Source organism: Rhodanobacter humi (assembly GCF_041107455.1).
Classification (GTDB): Bacteria; Pseudomonadota; Gammaproteobacteria; order Xanthomonadales; family Rhodanobacteraceae; genus Rhodanobacter_A.
In genome coordinates this window covers 2,159,367-2,177,981 of record NZ_JBGBPY010000001.1, presented here as the reverse complement: position 1 = coordinate 2,177,981, position 18,615 = coordinate 2,159,367, and the positions used below count along the sequence as shown (strand labels likewise).

At 67.3% G+C, this 18,615-nt stretch carries 11 protein-coding genes; 4 read left to right on the top strand and 7 right to left on the bottom strand.

Annotated elements, in window-relative coordinates; translation table 11 throughout:
* Positions 1 to 85: 85 nt before the first annotated feature.
* Positions 86 to 8,692 (top strand): glycoside hydrolase family 94 protein, encoded by an 8,607-nt coding sequence (locus tag AB7878_RS09595; protein WP_369494149.1) that lies wholly within the window; start codon positions 86 to 88, stop codon positions 8,690 to 8,692.
* Positions 8,693 to 8,711: 19 nt separating this feature from the next.
* Here the strand turns inward: AB7878_RS09595 and AB7878_RS09590 are convergent, their stop codons facing one another.
* Positions 8,712 to 9,719: an integron integrase gene (locus AB7878_RS09590; RefSeq protein WP_369494148.1), complete on the bottom strand. Its 1,008-nt coding sequence runs from the start codon at positions 9,717 to 9,719 to the stop codon at positions 8,712 to 8,714.
* Positions 9,720 to 9,903: 184 nt separating this feature from the next.
* Here AB7878_RS09590 and AB7878_RS09585 point away from each other — a divergent pair, with 184 nt between their 5' ends.
* Positions 9,904 to 10,437 (top strand): hypothetical protein, encoded by a 534-nt coding sequence (locus tag AB7878_RS09585; protein WP_369494147.1) that lies wholly within the window; start codon positions 9,904 to 9,906, stop codon positions 10,435 to 10,437.
* 364 nt (positions 10,438 to 10,801) lie between these two features.
* Here the strand turns inward: AB7878_RS09585 and AB7878_RS09580 are convergent, their stop codons facing one another.
* Positions 10,802 to 11,881 (bottom strand): IS110 family RNA-guided transposase, encoded by a 1,080-nt coding sequence (locus tag AB7878_RS09580; protein WP_369492740.1) that lies wholly within the window; start codon positions 11,879 to 11,881, stop codon positions 10,802 to 10,804.
* Between the two features lie 143 nt (positions 11,882 to 12,024).
* Here AB7878_RS09580 and AB7878_RS09575 point away from each other — a divergent pair, with 143 nt between their 5' ends.
* The gene (locus tag AB7878_RS09575; RefSeq protein WP_369494146.1) at positions 12,025 to 12,396 is read left to right on the top strand and encodes a hypothetical protein; all 372 of its coding nucleotides are present in this window, start codon (positions 12,025 to 12,027) and stop codon (positions 12,394 to 12,396) included.
* A 364-nt stretch (positions 12,397 to 12,760) separates the two neighbouring features.
* Here AB7878_RS09575 and AB7878_RS09570 read toward each other — a convergent pair whose 3' ends face one another.
* Positions 12,761 to 13,840, bottom strand: a complete 1,080-nt coding sequence (locus AB7878_RS09570; protein WP_369494145.1) for an IS110 family RNA-guided transposase — start codon at positions 13,838 to 13,840, stop codon at positions 12,761 to 12,763.
* 145 nt (positions 13,841 to 13,985) lie between these two features.
* Here AB7878_RS09570 and AB7878_RS09565 point away from each other — a divergent pair, with 145 nt between their 5' ends.
* On the top strand, positions 13,986 to 14,366 hold the full coding sequence (locus AB7878_RS09565; RefSeq protein WP_369494144.1) for a hypothetical protein: 381 nt from the start codon (positions 13,986 to 13,988) through the stop codon (positions 14,364 to 14,366).
* Between the two features lie 871 nt (positions 14,367 to 15,237).
* Here AB7878_RS09565 and AB7878_RS09560 read toward each other — a convergent pair.
* Genes AB7878_RS09560 through AB7878_RS09545 form a run of 4 tightly spaced genes read right to left on the bottom strand, consistent with a single transcriptional unit; the run spans position 15,238 to position 18,458 of the window.
* Complete coding sequence (locus tag AB7878_RS09560) at positions 15,238 to 15,825, bottom strand: hypothetical protein (protein ID WP_369494142.1); 588 nt, start codon at positions 15,823 to 15,825, stop codon at positions 15,238 to 15,240.
* On the bottom strand, positions 15,822 to 16,439 hold the full coding sequence (locus AB7878_RS09555) for an SCO family protein (protein WP_369494141.1): 618 nt from the start codon (positions 16,437 to 16,439) through the stop codon (positions 15,822 to 15,824). Before AB7878_RS09555 ends, AB7878_RS09560 begins: the two co-directional genes overlap by 4 nt.
* The gene (locus AB7878_RS09550) at positions 16,411 to 17,910 is read right to left on the bottom strand and encodes a cbb3-type cytochrome c oxidase subunit I (protein ID WP_369494140.1); all 1,500 of its coding nucleotides are present in this window, start codon (positions 17,908 to 17,910) and stop codon (positions 16,411 to 16,413) included. Before AB7878_RS09550 ends, AB7878_RS09555 begins: the two co-directional genes overlap by 29 nt.
* Positions 17,911 to 17,912: 2 nt before the next feature.
* Positions 17,913 to 18,458 carry a cupredoxin domain-containing protein gene (locus AB7878_RS09545; RefSeq protein WP_369494139.1) on the bottom strand — a complete coding sequence of 182 codons (546 nt, stop codon included), beginning with the start codon at positions 18,456 to 18,458 and terminating at the stop codon, positions 17,913 to 17,915.
* Positions 18,459 to 18,615: the final 157 nt, after the last annotated feature.

Below are 18,615 nucleotides of genomic sequence, written 5' to 3'. Positions count from 1 at the left end.
GTATCGACGCAGGCATGCGCATCCATGCCTCCCTCGCGATCCGCTCGCGACGAGCCGATCGCGTCGAACCCCGCAGGAACCGCCATTGAATTTCGCCAAACTCCCCGAGCTGCTGCGCTTGCGCCGCTTGCGCGCGTTCCGCCGCCGCCGTGCCGCGCAACGCGCCCGGCGCGAGCCGGAGCCGGCGCTGCGCGCGGAGCTGTTCAGCGCCGAACAGATGGAGCGCCACGGCCGCACGCTGGCCGCGCAGCACCGGCTGAGCCCGGACCGCCACGCCGACCTGCTGCTGGCGCGGCTGGCCGACAACGAGGCGGTGCTGATCCATGCCTGCGAACGGCTCACCCCCGCCACCCGCCAGGGTCGCCGCATCACGCCCGCCGCCGAATGGCTGCTGGACAACTTCTACCTGGTCGAGGAGCAGGTGCGGATCGCCCGCCGCCACCTGCCAAAGGGCTACAGCCGCGAGCTGCCGCGCCTCGCGCACGGGCCGTCGGCGGCGTTGCCGCGGGTGTACGACATCGCGCAGGAAGTGATCGCGCACGGCGACGGCCGCGTCGACATCGCGGGGCTGCGCCGCTTCGTCAACGCCTACCAGGCGGTGGCGCCGCTGAAACTCGGCGAGCTGTGGGCGATTCCGATCATGCTGCGCCTCGCGCTGATCGAGAACCTGCGCCGCGTCGCCGCGCGGGTGATCGCCGACTGGCGCGACCGCGGCAAGGCCGCGCGCTGGGCCGACAAGCTCACCGCCGCCGCCGAACGCGACCCCGCCGGCGTGGTGCTGGTGGTGGCCGACATGGCGCGCGCCGGGCCGCCGATGAGCGGGCCGTTCGTGGCCGAGCTGTCGCGCCGGCTGCAGGGCCAGGGCCCGGCGCTGGCGTTGCCGCTGGGCTGGATCGAGCAGCGGCTCGCGCAGTCGGGCCTGAGCGTGGAACAGCTGGTGCAGCTGGAAGCGCAGCAGCAGGCGGCGAGCCAGGTGTCGATCGGCAACAGCATCGGCAGCCTGCGTGCGTTGTCGGCGATCGACTGGCGCGCCTTCGTCGAGCGCACCAGCCTGGTCGAGCGCACGCTGCGGCAGGATCCTGCCGGCGTCTACGCGGCGATGGATTTCGCCACCCGCGACGACTACCGCCACGCGGTGGAGCGGCTGGCGCGCCGGCACCGGCTGGACGAGCACGCGGTGGCGACGGCCGCGGTCGCGCTGTGCCGCCGCGCCGTCGACGACGACGCGCCGCCGCTGCAACAGCACGCCGGCCACTGGCTGATCGCCGCGGGCCGGCCCGCGCTGGAGCGGGAACTCGGCGTGCGCGCGCCGCTGGCCGAACGGCTGCGCCGCGGCTTCGACCGCGCGCCGTTGCCGATCTACCTGGGCCTGCTGGCCGTGCTCACGTTCGCGTTCGCGCAGCCGCTGCTGGCGACCGCGGCGCGCGACGGCTTCCCGCTGTGGACGCTGCTCGCCGTCGCGCTGCCGGCGGCGCTGGTGGCCAGCCAGCTCGCGCTGAGCCTGCTGAACTGGCTGGCCACGCTGAGCCTGCATCCGCAGCGGCTGCCGCGCATGGACTACGCCGACGGCATCCCCGCCGAGGCGCGCACGCTGGTGGCGGTGCCCTGCCTGCTCGGCGACGCGCACGACGTGGAGGCGCAGATCGAGGCGCTGGAGGTGCGCTTCCTCGGCAACCGCGACGAGCGCCTGCACTTCGCCCTGCTCACCGACTTCGGCGACGCCGACGCGGAGACGCTGCCCGGCGACGACGCGCTGCTGCGGCTGGCGCGGCTGCGCATCGAGGCGCTCAACGAGCGCCACGCCGATGCCGGCGTCGACCGTTTCTTCCTGCTGCACCGGCCGCGCCGCTGGAACCCGGGCGAGCGCCGCTGGATGGGCCGCGAGCGCAAGCGCGGCAAGCTGGCCGACCTCAACGCGATCCTGCGCGACCGCGGCGAGGACCGTTTCCAGCTGATCGCCGGCGACCTCGCCGCACTGCCGCCGGTGCGCTACGTGATCACGCTGGACGCCGATACCCAGCTGCCGCGCGATGCCGCCGCGCAATTCGTGGGCACGCTGGACCACCCGCTCAACCGTCCGCACTACGACCCGCGCAAGGGCCGCGTCACCAGCGGCCACGGCCTGCTGCAGCCGCGCGTGGGCATCAGCCTGCCCGGCACCGCGCGCTCGCGCTACGCGCGGCTGTTCGGCAGCGACGCCGGCATCGACCCGTACACGCGGATGGTCTCGGACGTGTACCAGGACGTGTTCGGCGAAGGCTCGTTCATCGGCAAGGGCATATACGACATCGACGCGTTCGAGGCCTCGCTGGAGGGCCGCTTCCCCGACAACCGCATCCTCAGCCACGACCTGATCGAGGGCTGCCACGCGCGCTGCGCGCTGCTCAGCGACGTGCAGCTGTACGAGGAACACCCGGTGCGCTACCAGGACGACGTGCAGCGCCGGCACCGCTGGATCCGCGGCGACTGGCAGCTGCTGCCGTGGCTGCTGCCGTGGGCGCCGGCCGCGAACGGGCGCTGGCGGCGCAACGCGCTCACCGCGCTGTCGCGCTGGAAGATCCTCGACAACCTGCGCCGCAGCCTGGTGCCCGCCGCGCTGCTCGCGCTGCTCGCGCTGGGCTGGCTGGCGCTGACCCCGGTGCTGTCGTGGACGCTGGCGGTGCTGGCGATGGTGGTGGTGCCGCCGCTGCTGTCGGCGCTGCTGGAACTGGCGCAGAAGCCGCACGACGTGCAGCTGGACCAGCACTTGCGCGCGGGCTTCGTCGCCGCCAGCCAGCACCTCGGCCGCATCGTTCTGCACCTCGCGTGGCTGCCGCACGAGGCGCTGTACAGCCTCGACGCGATCCTGCGCACGCTGTGGCGCATGGCGGTCAGCCACCGCCACCTGCTGCAGTGGCGCAGCTCGGCCGAGGTGGCGCGTTCCAGCCGCCACACGCCGGCTGCGTTGTGGCGGCTGCTGTGGGTCGCGCCGGCCATGGCGCTGCTGCTCGGTGCGCTGCTGCTCGCCAAACGCCCGATGGCGCTGCCGGTGGCCGCGCCGCTGCTGGTGCTGTGGCTGCTCGCGCCCATGCTGGCGTGGTGGATCGGCCTGCCGCGCCGCGCGCGCATGGCCGCGCCGAGCGCCGCGCAACGGCTGTTCCTGCGCCAGCTCGCGCGCCGCACCTGGGCGTTCTTCGACACCGAGGTGAACGCGGAACACCACTGGCTGCCGCCGGACAACATCCAGGAGCAGCCGGTGGCGGCGGTCGCCCGGCGCACGTCGCCCACCAACATCGGGCTGGCGCTGCTGGCGAACCTCGCCGCGCACGACTTCGGCTGGCTGGGCACGAGCCGGCTGCTGGAGCGCAGCGCGCACACGCTGGACACGCTGCACGCGCTGCCGCGCCACCGCGGCCACTGGTACAACTGGTACGACACGCAGAGCCTGCAGCCGCTGCCGCCGCTGTACGTGTCGGCGGTGGACAGCGGCAACCTCGCCGGCCACCTGCTCACCCTGCGCCCCGGCCTGCTGGAACTCGTCAACGAACCGGTGTTCCGCGACGCCGTGCTGCGTGGCCTGCGCGATGCCTGGCACGTGCTGCAGGCCGTGTGGCCGCAGGGCGACGACGACGTGGCCGCGACGCCGCTGCGCGAACTCGACGCCGCGCTGGCCGCGCCGCCCGCCACCACCGGCGCGGCGCTGGCGGTGCTGGAACGCCAGCACGCGCAGGCGCAGGCGCTCGCCGCGCCCGACGACGAGGAAGCCGCGTACTGGCTCGCCGCGCTGCAGGCACAATGCCGCGAACTGCTGGAGGAAACGCAGGCCTTCCACCTCGATCCGCCCGCGGACGACGACGGTGGTTTCCACGGCATCCCCAGCCTGCGCCAGCTCGCGCGCATCGAGCCGTTGTGCTGGCCGGGCACGGCGCAGGCCGAGCGGCGCCGCGAACAGGCGCGCGAACGCATCGCGCGCATCGAGCAGCTGGCGCAGCAGGCCGCCGCGCTGGCGCAGATGGACTGGCGTTTCCTGTACGACGGCACGCGCGACCTGCTGGCGATCGGCTACAACGTGGACGAACGCCGGCTCGACGCGGGCTATTACGACCTGCTCGCCTCCGAGGCGCGGCTGGCCAGCTTCGTGGCGATCGCCCAGGGCCAGCTGCCGCAGGACAACTGGTTCACGCTCGGCCGCCTGCTCGCCACCAGCGACGGCGAGCCGGTGCTGCTGTCGTGGACCGGCTCGATGTTCGAGTACCTGATGCCGGCGCTCGTGATGCCCGGCTACGAGGGCAGCCTGCTCGACCAGAGCTGCCACGCCGCGGTGGCGCGGCAGATCGACTACGGCCGCCGGCTAGCCCTGCCGTGGGGCGTGTCCGAATCCGGCTACAACGCGTTCGACGCCCACCTCAACTACCAGTACCGCGCGTTCGGCGTGCCGGGGCTGGGGCTGAAGCGCGGGCTGGGCGACGACGTGGTGATCGCGCCCTACGCCAGCATGCTCGCCGCGATGGTGGCGCCCGCCGCCGCCGCGCGGAACCTGCAGCAGCTCGCCGCGCTGGGCCTGGCTGGCCGCTACGGCATGTACGAGGCGCTGGACTGCACGCCGGCGCGCGTGCCGCGCGGGCAGGACAGCGTGGTGGTGCGCTCGTTCATGTCGCACCACCAGGGCATGGGCCTGCTGGCGCTGGACCACGCCCTGCTCGGCCAGCCGATGCAGCGGCGCTTCGCCGCCGACCCGCAGTTCCGCGCCACCTGCCTGCTGCTGCAGGAACGCGTGCCGCGCACCGCGGCGGAATACCTGCACGCCACCGGCTTCCCCGAGCTGGCCGAAGGCCTGCGCACCGCCGAGGCGCGGCTGCGCGTGTTCATCGACCCGAACCGGCCGCGCCCCGCGCTGCAGCTGCTGTCCAACGGCCGCTACCACGTGATGGTGTCCAGCGCGGGCGGCGGCTACAGCCGCTGCCGCGAGCTGGCGGTGACGCGCTGGCAGGCGGACGCCACGCGCGACCACTGGGGCATGTTCGGCTACCTGCGCGACGTCGCCAGCGGCGCGTACTGGTCGGTGGCCTGGCAGCCGGTGTGCCGCAAGACCGAGCTGTACGAGGCGATCTTCTCCGACGCCCGCGCCGAGTTCCGCGTGCGCGAACGCGAGTTCGACGCGCACACCGAGATCGTGGTGTCGCCGGAGGACGACATCGAGCTGCGCCGCACCCGCCTCACGAACCGTGGCCGCAGCCGCCGCGTGATCGAGCTGACCACCTATGCGGAGGTGGTGCTGGCGCCGCCCGTGGCCGACGCGGTGCATCCCGCCTTCAGCAAGCTGTTCGTCGAGACCGAGCTGCTGCCCGAGCTGCAGGCCATCGTCTGCAGCCGCCGCCCGCGCGCCGCCAGCGAGGCGGTGCCGTGGCTGTGCCACCTGCTGGCGGTGCACGGCGCCGACGTGCAGGCGATCTCCTACGAGACCGACCGCGCGCGCTTCCTCGGCCGCGGCCGCGAACTGGCGCGGCCGCTGGCGATGGAGCAGGAAACCCTCACCGGCAGCGCCGGCGCGGTGCTCGATCCGGTGGTCGCGATCCGCGTGCGCATCGCGCTGGAGCCGGAGCAGTCGGCCACGCTGGACGTGGTCACCGGCATGGCCGACAGCCGCGAAGCGTGCCTGCGGCTGATCGGCAAGTACCGCGACCGCCATCTCGCCGACCGCGTGTTCGACCTCGCCTGGACGCACAGCCAGGTGCTGCTGCGCCAGCTCAACGCCAGCCTGCCCGAGGCGCAGCTGTACGAACACATGGCCACCGCGATCCTCTACCCGAACGCCATGCTGCGTGCGGACAGCGGCGTGCTGGCGGCGAACCGCCGCGGCCAGAACGGGCTGTGGGGCCAGGGCGTGTCCGGCGACCTGCCGATCGTGCTGCTCAGCATCACCGATCCCGCGCGCATCGAGCTGGTGCGCCAGCTGCTGCAGGCGCACGCGTACTGGCGGCTGAAGGGGCTGACGGTGGACCTGGTGATCTGGAACGAGGACCGCGCCGGCTACCGCCAGGAGCTGCAGGACGCGATCCTCGGCCTGGTCTCCTCCGGCAGCGAGGCGGCCCTGCTCGACCGCCCCGGCGGCATCTTCGTGCGCCCCGCCCAGTTGCTCTCCGGCGAGGACCGGCTGGTGATGCTGGCCGCCGCGCGCATCGTGCTGGCCGACCATCGCGGCAGCCTCGCCGAGCAGGTGCAGCGGCGCCGGGTGGAAGCCACGCTGCCGCCGCTGGTGCCGGAATGGGCGCGCCGCACCACGCCGGCCGCTCCGCCCGCGAACGCCGCGCTGCCGCAGCTGGCACCCGGCCACTTCGCCGCCGACGGTCGCGAGTACGTGATCGTGCTCGACCCCGGCCGCCCCACGCCCGCGCCATGGGCGAACGTGCTGGCGAACCCGCAGTTCGGCACGGTGCTCTCCGAGAGCGGCGGCGCCTACACCTGGAGCGAGAACGCGCACGAGTTCCGCCTCACGCCCTGGTCCAACGACCCGGTGGGCGACGGCGCCGGCGAGGCGCTGTACCTGCGCGACGAGGACGACGGCCAGATCTGGTCGCCCACCCCGCTGCCCTGCCGCGGCAGCGGCCGCTACGTGACCCGCCACGGCTTCGGCTACAGCGTGTTCGAGCACGTGGAGGACGGCATCCGCAGCGAGCTCACGGTGTACGTGGCGGTCGATGCGCCACTGAAGTTCTGCACGCTGAAACTGCGCAACCAGTCCGGCCGCGCGCGCCGGCTGTCCGTCACCGCCTACGTGGAATGGCTGCTCGGCGACCTGCGCGAGAAGACCGCGATGCACGTGGTCACCGAGGTGGAGCCGCGCAGCGGCGCCCTGCTCGCGCGCAACGCGTACAACGCCGAATTCCCCGGCCGCACGGCCTTCCTCGACCTCGACGCCGAGGAGCGCAGCCTGAGCGGCGACCGCGCCGAATTCATCGGCCGCAACGGCAGCCTCGCCGCGCCCGCCGCGCTGGGCCGCGCACAACTCTCCGGCCGGCTCGGCGCGGGGCTGGACCCCTGCGGCGCACTGCAGGGCCGCGTGTCGCTGGACGACGGCGAGGAGCGCAGCGTGACGATCCGCCTCGGCATGGGCCGCGACATCGCCGACGCCGCCGCGCTCGCGCAGCGCTACCGCGGCGCCGCCGCGGCGGCCGAAGCGCTGGAACAGGTGCACGCGCAATGGGATCGCATCCTCGGTGCCGTGCAGGTGCGCACGCCCGAGCCGCAGCTCGACGTGCTCGCGAACGGCTGGCTGCCCTACCAGGCGCTGGCTTGCCGCGTCTGGGCGCGCAGCGGCTACTACCAGTCGGGCGGCGCGTTCGGTTTCCGCGACCAGCTGCAGGATTCCATGGCCTTGCTGCACGTCGCGCCGGAACTCGCCCGCAGCCAGCTGCTGCTGTGCGCCGCACACCAGTTCCCCGAGGGCGACGTGCTGCACTGGTGGCACCCGCCACTGGACCGCGGCGTGCGCACGCGCTGCTCCGACGACTACCTGTGGCTGCCGCTGGCCGTCGCGCGCTACGTGCTGGCCAGCGGCGACCGCGCGGTGCTGGACGAAGTCGTCGGCTACATCGAGGGCCGCGCGCTGCACGACGACGAGGAGTCGTACTACGACCTGCCGCAGCACTCGCCGCTGGCCGAGCCGCTGTACCGCCACTGTGTGCGCGCGATCGAGCGCGGCCTCGCCGCGCGCGGCCCGCACGGCCTGCCGCTGATCGGCAGCGGCGACTGGAACGACGGCATGAACCGCGTGGGCGAGCGCGGCATCGGCGAAAGCGTGTGGCTGGGCTGGTTCGAATGCGCGCTGCTGGCCGACTTCGCCGAACTCGCCGCGCGGCGCGGCGACGCCGCGTTCGCCGAGCGCTGCCGCACCGGGATCGCCACGCTGCGCGCCGCGCTGGAGCAGCACGCCTGGGACGGCGCCTGGTACCGCCGCGCGTACTTCGACGACGGTACGCCACTGGGTTCCCACACCAACGAGGAATGCCGCATCGACTCCATCGCGCAGAGCTGGTCGGTGCTCAGCGGCGCCGGCGAGCCCGAGCGCCAGCGCCAGGCGATGGCTGCGCTGGACCGCCACCTGGTGGACCGCGACGCCGGCCTGGTGCAGCTGCTCGATCCGCCGTTTGACAAGTCCGCGCTCGACCCCGGCTACATCAAGGGCTACCTGCCCGGCGTGCGCGAGAACGGCGGCCAGTACACCCACGCCGCGATCTGGGCCGCGATGGCCTTCGCGAAACTCGGCGACGCCGCACGCGCCTGGGAACTCGCGCGCATGATCGCCCCCACCCGCCGCGGCGAAGACGCCGCGCAAGTGGACATCTACAAGGTCGAACCGTATGTGGTCTGCGCCGATGTCTACGCGGTGGCACCGCACACCGGCCGCGGCGGCTGGAGCTGGTACACCGGCTCCGCCGGCTGGCTGTACCGGTTGCTGGTCGAATCCCTGCTCGGCCTGACGCTCGAGGCCGGCAAGCTGCGCCTCGCTCCACTGCTGCCGCCCGAATGGGCCGGCTACGAACTCGACTACCGCCACCGCGGCACGCCGTACCGCATCCGTGTGCGGCAATGCGACACCGGCACGGCAGGCAGCGTGCGGCTGGACGGCGTGCCGCAGGCCGACGGCCGCATTCCGCTGCACGATGACGGCGTGGAGCATCGCGTCGAAATCGAGCATCCGCGCGCGGGGTGACCCGCTATTGCGCCGGCACTCAGCGATCCAGCGGACTCAGCACGCCGTTTCCGCCCCGATTGAGTACGTGCGTGTAGATCTGGGTGGTTGCAACATCCTTGTGGCCGAGCAACTCCTGCACGGTGCGGATGTCATACCCCGCCTCCAGCAGATGCGTGGCGAACGAATGGCGCAGCGTATGCGCGCTCACCGGCTTGACGATGCCCGCACGGCGACAGGCGCTTTTCATGGCGCGCGACAGCAGCGCCTCGTCAAAGTGGTGCCGACGCTCCACACCGTCCAGAGGATCGATCGAGCGCTGCGCCGAAGGAAACACGAACTGCCAACCGAACTCGCGCCCGGCGCGGGGGTACTTGCGGGCCAGCGCGTGCGGCAGGTGGGCCACGCCGAAACCCGCGTGCAAATCGGTTTCATGCAAGACATGGGCGCGCTCGATCTCGCGTTGCAACGGCTCGACCAGCCGCTTGGGCAGCACCGTGCGCCGGTCCTTGCCGCCCTTGCCGTCGCGCACGGTGATTTCGTTGCGTGCAAAGTCCACGTCCTTCACCCGCAGCCGCATGCATTCCATCAGGCGCATGCCGGTGCCATACAACAGGCTTGCCAACAGCCACGGGCGCCCTTCCAGCTGCGCCAGCAAGGCCTGTACCTCCTCGCGTGCCAACACCGCCGGGACGTGCTGTGAGCGCTTCGCGCGCACCATCGTCTCCATCCATGGCAGCTCGATCCCCAACACTTCCCGATACAGGAAAAGCAGTGCCGACAGCGCCTGATTCTGCGTGCTGGCCGCCACCTTTCCGCGCACGGCCAGGGCGGACAGAAAGCCCTCCACCTCCAGCGCTCCCATGTCACGCGGATGGCGCTTTCCGTTCGCCAGAATGAACCGACGTATCCATCCCACATAGATGGCCTCGGTACGCAAGCTGTAGTGCTTGAGCCGCAAACGTCGCCGAACCTCGTCCAGCAGACGGGGCGCAGGCGCTCCCGGGCGAGTCACTGCTATCACCGTCGATGGTAGGGGATAAGACATAGCGGCTCGATCCGTGAGATAGGCAATGGCAGCATCGCTGCCCGTACACGAGGATCGCCATCCGGCAACCCCTTGCCGCGTCGTAGGATTTCCCTGCTTGACCCAAGGTCATCGAAAGCTGAACATCAGTTGCATATGCCCCGATCCGGGGTCTACTAAGCGTTAGATGTGCGTGGAAGGTCACATGAGCGAAGAGAAAGAAGAGCATCCACTCGTATTTCCAAGCCACCTCTTCGATGAAGTGAAGAGATCAAGACTTTGGGTGCTTGAGAACGGGGACATAAATGACCAGCAAGAACTGGATAAGCTCTTGAACCTCATGTTCAACTGTCCGGAAGGCAAGTTCTTTCTGTATGTCCCGGAGGGCGAGTCCATTTGTCATGTCCTACGAAAAGCCATGGATTCAAACCTGCTCGTCAGTGACGGCTGGAAGCGTAACTTCTACCCGCACCCAAAATCCCAACGTGACTATGTGCACGTTCTTCCCAACAATGCTCAGTGGCAATGGGAGCAAGAGCTTCTCGACTCAGCACAGGAACACCTTCGCTTTAAGCTCACATTGACAGAGTCGGCAAAGCGAAAGATGCAAATCGATCAGCACATCTCGTTACAAAAGGCGTCGGACGCAAACCCATTTGAGCTAAAGCCAAATTTCATGGGCTTCGGCATCGATCTACAGAAGGCGTGGTCGTGGGTTCGTGAAAAGCTAAGGGGCTAGGCACACATCTAACTATTCCGTAAGAGACTTCCGATCAAGCCCGGGCGCATGATGCTTTTGCCCTGAGCTTTCGGGCCACTGCTGGTCATGGTGTTGTCCTGTTTTCTACGTGCTGCGCGTCAGTGCTGTGCGTGCTGCAACGAGTGTCAGACGGCATTTCCGTAACCGGTCTTGTTGAGCCGATGTGGCCGACTCGGACCTCTGTATAAACCGCACCCGAAGACCTCTTTCGTTCATCGGACTGTCCGGGGATCGGGGATCGGCCGAAGCGCCGTTTGGACGTCCATCCAGTTAGCCAGGTTCTCTCCGGGGTGGTCTGACCTGTTGTCTACCGTGTCGCGCTGACGATGGAGCGAAACTTCTTCTAGGCCATGTGCCTCGCGTGGCTTTGCCGGTGCATCGGATGGTTCAGGCACGCGTGCGGGTCGTAGTCCACGTCGTGCGCCAGTACCGCCCAGATCTGCCGGGCGTGCTTGTTGGCGATGGCCACGATCACCTTGCCGAAGGGCAGGCGCCCATCGAGTGAGCGTATCCACAGCTGTTCCGGGGTGGCTTTCTCCGTGGCCACGGCCTTGGCCCGCTGCAGGCTGCTGCGGGCGCCCTGGATCAGCAGCGTGCGCAGGTAGGCATCGCCGCGGCAGCTGATGCCACCCAGTTGCGCATGCCCGCCGCTGGAATGTTGCGTGGGCACCAAGCCGAGCCACGCGGACATCTGCCGCCCCTGTTTGAACTCGCGGGCGTTGCCCACCGTGGCCACCGCCGCATCGGCGGTGATCGGGCCGATGCCCACCATGGCGCGCAACTGCACGCACCGCGCGTCCTGACGCGCGTGGGCTTCGATGCGTGCATCGCACGCGTCGAAGTGCAGGCGCACCTGCGTCCAGTGATCGGCCAGGTCACGCAGCAACTCCTTGAACTCGGCGGGCAGTGCGAGCTGCGCATCCAGGTCCGCCAACCGTCGACGCAGCGCCCGATCGCTCTGCGCCACGATCACGCCGAACTCGGCGAGCAGGCCACGGATGCGATTGCCGATGGCGAGCGATTCGGCCTTGTAGCCCTCGCGCACCCGATGCCACGACAGGCGCACCTGCTGGTCGATGTCCTTGACCGGCACGAAGCGCATGTTGCCCTGGCGCGCCGCGGTGGCAATCGCCTCGGCGTCGGCGCGATCGTTCTTGCTGCGCGAGCTCTTGCGGAACGGTTTGACGAACTGGGCGGCCATGATCTTCGGCTGCAAGCCGTACGCCTGGCAGCGCCGCGCCCAATGGTGTGCCCCGCTGCATGCCTCCATCGCCACCACCGTGCCCGCCGGCAGCTGCGGCAGCCACGCGATAAACGCATCGCGACGCAGATCCTGCCGCCGCCGCACGTGGCCGGCGCCGTCCATCTCGCACGCCGAAAACACGCTCTTCGCCAAGTCCACACCCAGGGTTATAGTGCTCATGGAGACTTCCTCTTCTGCTGACGGTTGTGTCGCAACACCATCATGGCCTTCGAGGCCGTAAGGGGAGGAAGTCTCTTTTTACTCGTTCAAGGCGGACGGCTTCGCCGCCGCTTAACTCAAGCGTTAGCGCCTACAGGTACATCATGGCAACTGGTAGCACGATCACTTCATTGGATGGCTGGTTGCACCTACCAGAGGTCGTATTTCCTGCTCTTAAAAATGCCCAAGAGAAAGGGTCGGTCTTTGCTGTTCACAAGGTTGGGTTCCTTGCAGTCTCGAAGCAAGAATGTGTCGTGGCTGGCATCAACGCGGAGGAGCAACCTCCGGGCAAGTGCTTGCTTCCAACGGCGGTCGTAAAGCTTGCTGGCACACCGGAGCTTTGCAAACTTCCTATCAGCTTGGGGCCTTGGGCGTTCGACTGCGTAGCAATGGCACATTCGGGCGTGCTTGAGTTTCCTACACAGATTGAGTTCGGCATTCTTGAGGGGCGCAGCTATGCTGAGTTCGTGGTTTAGTGTCGGCGCTAACAAGTCCGTAAGAGACTTCCGATCAAGCCCGGGCGCATGATGCTTTTGCCCTGAGCTTTCGGGCCACTGCTGGTCGTGGTGTTGTCCTGTTTTCTACGTGCTGCGCGTCAGTGCTGTGCGTGCTGCAACGAGTGTCAGACGGCATTTCCGTAACCGGTCTTGTTGAGCCGATGTGGCCGACTCGGACCTCTGTATAAACCGCACCCGAAGACCTCTTTCGTTCATCGGACTGTCCGGGGATCGGGGATCGGCCGAAGCGCCGTTTGGACGTCCATCCAGTTAGCCAGGTTCTCTCCGGGGTGGTCTGACCTGTTGTCTACCGTGTCGCGCTGACGATGGAACGAAACTTCTTCTAGGCCATGTGCCTCGCGTAGCTTTGCCGGTGCATCGGATGGTTCAGGCACGCGTGCGGGTCGTAGTCCACGTCGTGCGCCAGTACCGCCCAGATCTGCCGGGCGTGCTTGTTGGCGATGGCCACGATCACCTTGCCGAAGGGCAGGCGCCCATCGAGTGAGCGTATCCACAGCTGTTCCGGGGTGGCTTTCTCCGTGGCCACGGCCTTGGCCCGCTGCAGGCTGCTGCGGGCGCCCTGGATCAGCAGCGTGCGCAGGTAGGCATCGCCGCGGCAGCTGATGCCACCCAGTTGCGCATGCCCGCCGCTGGAATGTTGCGTGGGCACCAAGCCGAGCCACGCGGACATCTGCCGCCCCTGTTTGAACTCGCGGGCGTTGCCCACCGTGGCCACCGCCGCATCGGCGGTGATCGGGCCGATGCCCACCATGGCGCGCAACTGCACGCACCGCGCGTCCTGACGCGCGTGGGCTTCGATGCGTGCATCGCACGCGTCGAAGTGCAGGCGCACCTGCGTCCAGTGATCGGCCAGGTCACGCAGCAACTCCTTGAACTCGGCGGGCAGTGCGAGCTGCGCATCCAGGTCCGCCAACCGTCGACGCAGCGCCCGATCGCTCTGCGCCACGATCACGCCGAACTCGGCGAGCAGGCCACGGATGCGATTGCCGATGGCGAGCGATTCGGCCTTGTAGCCCTCGCGCACCCGATGCCACGACAGGCGCACCTGCTGGTCGATGTCCTTGACCGGCACGAAGCGCATGTTGCCCTGGCGCGCCGCGGTGGCAATCGCCTCGGCGTCGGCGCGATCGTTCTTGCTGCGCGAGCTCTTGCGGAACGGTTTGACGAACTGGGCGGCCATGATCTTCGGCTGCAAGCCGTACGCCTGGCAGCGCCGCGCCCAATGATGTGCCCCGCTGCACGCTTCCATCGCCACCACCGTGCCCGCCGGCAGCTGCGGCAGCCACGCGATAAACGCATCGCGACGCAGATCCTGCCGCCGCCGCACGTGGCCGGCGCCGTCCATCTCGCACGCCGAAAACACGCTCTTCGCCAAGTCCACACCCAGGGTTATAGTGCTCATGGAGACTTCCTCTTCTGCTGACGGTTGTGTCGCAACACCATCATGGCCTTCGAGGCCGAAAGGGGAGGAAGTCTCTTTTTACTCGTTCAAGGCGGACGGCTTCGCCGCCACTTGACTCCAGCGTTAGCCGTCATGGATAAAAAGTATGTTCAAAGTACTTGGATGTTTAATCGTTACACTGGTTACGGTCGTCGCGTGTAGTCGCAACAATGATTGGACGCAGCTGCCAACGCCAGATGGATATGCGACTTACGAGATTCAGCAAAACTCAATTTCGTACGTAAACAATTCGAAAGGTGAAAAAACTGTAGTTGTTGTTGTCAAAAGGCATGTCAAGATGCCTCAAGAAACTGAAATGTTCAAATTACATGTTACATATGCTGATTGCAAAGCGGGTCACGGGATGTTGGACGTTTTCGACATGTACGGCAACGACAAGGCGGTATCGGCTTTTGCTAAAGGTGTAAAGAGCGATTCAGGCGCTCTGGCAAGGGCTGCTTGCGCGGAGGCCGGTGTACAGGAGTAGGTATTTATTCGTTTATCACCAGAGCGCGCTAGCTGCCCATTACGGCGCATGATTAACCGCCACACGGTTTCGTGTCACTGAATTTATACGGTAGCCAGCAGGGGTGCGTTATGCGGCGAATCTTTGTAGGTTTGCTTACGGTTTTCCTGGCGGCTCCTACGCTTACACGGTGCGCCGCGCCAACTAAGTATTATTCGGTGTTTTTTCTGGTGACGGTCGACGCCGCTGGTAAAATAAGCTCTCTCAAAGTCGTTCAGGTCAGAGACGTCAAGGGTCCCAGCTCCGGCCCGGTGCAAGTAACAGTTCCGACAAGTTATGTGACGGCCGCACGCGCTTTCCTTTCTAAGCGCCCGTACAAAGGTCCGAGCCAATTCGTTGACTATACGTTCTACGACCCATCTCAGCCTTCCCGTGCCGATATCAATCCTCGGGCTAGTGGTCAATGATGGCTAACAACTCGTTCGAGGCGGACGGCTACACCGCCGCTCAACTCAGGCGTTAGGCTTATGACATGCACTCGACATTGCTCGATCTGATATTTGGCGTCATTGGCGCATCGTTCGTGGCGTACGGCGCCATGCTCCTAGCCGCCTTTGGTTTGTTCCATCGCTCAAAAAGCAAGTGCTGCTTCATCCATGGCTGTGGGGAAGGCTTCCGCACGGTAACTTTCCCGCATCTACGCAGGCATTGTTCTACTTGCTCTTTGGAGCGTATTTCACGTGTGGCAATCTCGGCTACCGCGTGCTGAGCTACAGCTTGTTTGTACTATTTGCCATATGCGCCGTCGTCATGTTTGGACAACGCTTCAACCATCGCAGTGGTCATGGGCGAGCCAAGACGCGCTGAATCCCGCCCTTGACGGCATTCGCTTTCAGCGCCCGCGACCACCATCGATGTCGATACGCCCCCACATCAATTTCCACGCGAGCAACGCGCAGATTGCCACGCCGATCGCCAACATGATCTTTCCGAGCTGCTGCTGGTCGGTCAGCAGATAGTTGCTGCAAAGCCGCACCGGCGAGACCATGTACAGCCAGCCCAGCCGGAATGCCGTGGCGACGACCTCGATCAGGAACACGCCTCGCACGACGAAACCGGCCCGCGGCCAGCTGATCGCCAACGGCATGCCGATCAGCCACGGCACACCCACGAATTTCGCCAGCGCGACCCATGGCACATCCAGCGAAGCATCCAGCGCGCGCGGCAGCATCCAGACCATCGCCGCCAACGAGGCCAGCAGGAGTCCGCTGATGCCGCTGCGGTTCCACGCGGCCATGGCACCGGTCGGACGGCGCGCGAGGAACGCCGTCAGCCACCATCCGGCAAGCGCGAGCAACGGGATCTGGACCAGCATCTGCAGCGTCATCGTGGATTCGAGTGCATGCCGCGGCGGCGGCAATGCCAGCCCGAGCCAAAGCGCCAGGCCCAGCTGCGGCTTCCAGCGCGCCGGCACGATCATGGTCCCAGCTCTCTGAGGACGTACCGCTCCGCCTCGTCCGGCTCGGACCAGTCCGTAATCGCGACCAGGCGCCCGCGGGGATCGACCACGGCGATCGCGGCATTGTGCACATAGCCGCCGAGCCCATCGGAAATCGCGGTCACGCCGAATACCCGCATCAGCGCCTTGAGATCCGCGGCGCTCATCGGCCGCGCCGCGATCCAGCCCGCGCCGCGGTCGCCCGAGCGCTGCTGGTACGCGGCCAGCTGCGCCGGAGTGTCATGCGCCGGATCGAAGCTGACGCTGAGCAACAGCGCCCGGCCGTCCGCGATCGGCCGGGCCAGGCGATCCTGCAGTCGCGCGAATTCGCTGCCCTGCACGGTGCAGTACGTGATGCACCGGGTGTAGACGAAGTCCACCAGCAGCCAACGCCCGCGCAGGCCGGCAAAGTCGACGATTCGCCCGTCGGCGGTTTCCAGCGGCATCGACGGCAGTGCGCGCGGATGCTCGCGCACCTCGATGCGGCGCGCGGTTTCGCTGGTGAACGCCCGGAACCCGTCGGTGGCGGCGGCGAGGGTCGCGGCGCCGGCCGCGAGGATCAGCAGGCTAGCGAGCAGCGTCCGGAATGCCGACACCGGAACCTCCGGGCCGCGGAGCCTTCAACAAGCCGACGGTGATGCGGATTGCGAAGTACAGCATCGCCAGCACCACCAGGATCGCGCCGATCGCGCCGAGCTTGTCGGTGAAGGTCCACGCATCCAGATGCTGGGCCATGCGCCGCGGCACGCTCAAACGGCCTGCATCGAGGAAGGCGAACACGAAGATCAAGCCGCCGATCAGGTAGACCGGGAAGCCCAGCCTGTCTGCGCCGGAGTTCGGCGGCGCGTGCGCGCGGCTGCCGATCTCGTGGAACATCAGCGCCAGCGCCATCGCCAGCACGCCGAGCAACAGGTAGAAATGGAAATGCCCCGGCACCCATTGGGTGTTGTGCATCACCAGGTTGACGCGGATCGTGCCGTCCATGATGGCCGGCACGATGCCCGCCGCCCAGCCGAACAGGGACAGCACCATCAGCCGGGACGGCATCGTCCAGCGCATGTTCGAACGGTAGATGTTGGTGAGCGCGCCGTACGCGGTCACCAGGAACACCGGGAAGCCGGCGCCCCACGACACCACCTGGCCGACGATCGCCAGCCAGCGCGGCTGCGCGAAGTCCATCAGCAGATGGTGGGGAAACACGATTACCACGAACACGGTGCTCACCGCCCACGACCACAGGAACGGGCGCGATATGGGATATGGCTTGCGGCTGTAGCGCGGCAGCAGTTCGTACACGGCGATCACGCCCATGTAGATCGTGGCGTTGATGTACATGTGCCCGAACCAGTAGATCAGGTTCTTGGTCACCAGCGGGTTGAGCGCCACCTGCGGATAGAAAATGTTGACCAGGCTCATCACCAGCACCACGGCGCCGGCCAGGATGCCCAGCGAGTTGGCGATGATCACCATGGTGCTGGCGACGACCGCCTTCGGATGGTTGGGGTCGATGGTTCCGCCCAACAGCCATTGCAGGCCCAGCGCGCGCCCCAGGTTGCCGTGCACCTTGATGATGCCCGCGGCGGCGTCGAGGTAGAACAGCAGCGAGCCGACGCCGATCAGGAGATAGCCCAGCATGAACAGCGCCGCCGTGTCCGATGTCCACAGCCCCATCCCGTGCACCGGAAGCGGATACAGGAACGTCCACAGCGCGCCGTAGCCGCCGACGAAGATCGAAAGGATGACGCAGACCGCGCCGAGCATGAACAGCACGTAGTTCGTCACGAACGCCCACAGATGCAGCTGCACGTACTTGCGCAGGAAGAACCACATGACCGCCGTCGTCGCCAGCGCCATGGTTCCGACCATGCCCGCACCGTGCATGGACAGCAATTCGTAGAACAGGTTGGGCGGCACGTCCACCCACTTCGCCTGGGCCATGCGCATGGTCAGGCCCACCAGCATCATCAGCACGAACAGGGCCAGTGCGCTGATGATGTACAGGTTGAACGCGACCCGCTGGCCGCCCGCAAGCCGCTCGTCGTCCGGATACAGGGTGAGTGAAGCCATGGTCAGTCTCCTTGGGGCGCGACTGCCTGGATCGTGGTCTTCATGGGTCCGTGCGCAAGCCCGCAGTATTCGAGACATTGCACGGTGTACGTGCCCGGCTGCCGGAAGGTGTACAGCAGCTTGTTCGTGAAGTCCGGCATCGCCTGGGTCTGGGCCACGATGCGGCCATCGGGTGCGTAGATGGCGAACCCGTGGTTGACGTCGGCGCTGGTGACGCGGAATTCCACGACGCTGCCGGTCTTCACGGTAGAGGGCGTGATCTGCCAGGACCACTGGCGCCCGACCACATCCACGACCTGTTGTGCGTCGAGCGCGCCGTGTTGCGAAGGAATCGGGAAGCGATGCAGGGTGGCCCAGCTGCCCGCGATGAAGCCGACGAACAGCACCGCGAACAGCCACGCCTGCAGTACGTGGGCCGTGCGTGTGGATTTGCGCGTCGCACCCTCGTCGGCGGGCTTGCCCGCCTGGATGATGACGTAGATGAAACCCAATGCGACGAGCCCCATCCCCACCAGAGCAACCGCCCAAACGACATTCTGGAGGATCACCGCATTCTCCCGTCGCCGCCGCTCACATCTGCATAGCCGCCTAGACGTCCCATGTCAATATGCCGTGTAAAAAGCCCATTCCTTCGACCAGAGATGGTCTGATCCATCGCCGCCAAGTCACTCCTGCGCGCAATTGAACCTGCGGCATCGCAGTAAA

Excerpts from the sequence above, each read along its gene's own strand:
- AB7878_RS09590 (WP_369494148.1), bottom strand. The coding sequence starts at position 9,719 with ATGTCTTATCCCCTACCATCGACGGTGATAGCAGTGACTCGCCCGGGA.
- AB7878_RS09585 (WP_369494147.1), top strand. The coding sequence starts at position 9,904 with ATGAGCGAAGAGAAAGAAGAGCATCCACTCGTATTTCCAAGCCACCTC.
- AB7878_RS09580 (WP_369492740.1), bottom strand. The coding sequence starts at position 11,881 with ATGAGCACTATAACCCTGGGTGTGGACTTGGCGAAGAGCGTGTTTTCG.
- AB7878_RS09575 (WP_369494146.1), top strand. The coding sequence starts at position 12,025 with ATGGCAACTGGTAGCACGATCACTTCATTGGATGGCTGGTTGCACCTA.
- AB7878_RS09570 (WP_369494145.1), bottom strand. The coding sequence starts at position 13,840 with ATGAGCACTATAACCCTGGGTGTGGACTTGGCGAAGAGCGTGTTTTCG.
- AB7878_RS09565 (WP_369494144.1), top strand. The coding sequence starts at position 13,986 with ATGTTCAAAGTACTTGGATGTTTAATCGTTACACTGGTTACGGTCGTC.
- AB7878_RS09560 (WP_369494142.1), bottom strand. The coding sequence starts at position 15,825 with ATGATCGTGCCGGCGCGCTGGAAGCCGCAGCTGGGCCTGGCGCTTTGG.
- AB7878_RS09550 (WP_369494140.1), bottom strand. The coding sequence starts at position 17,910 with ATGGCTTCACTCACCCTGTATCCGGACGACGAGCGGCTTGCGGGCGGC.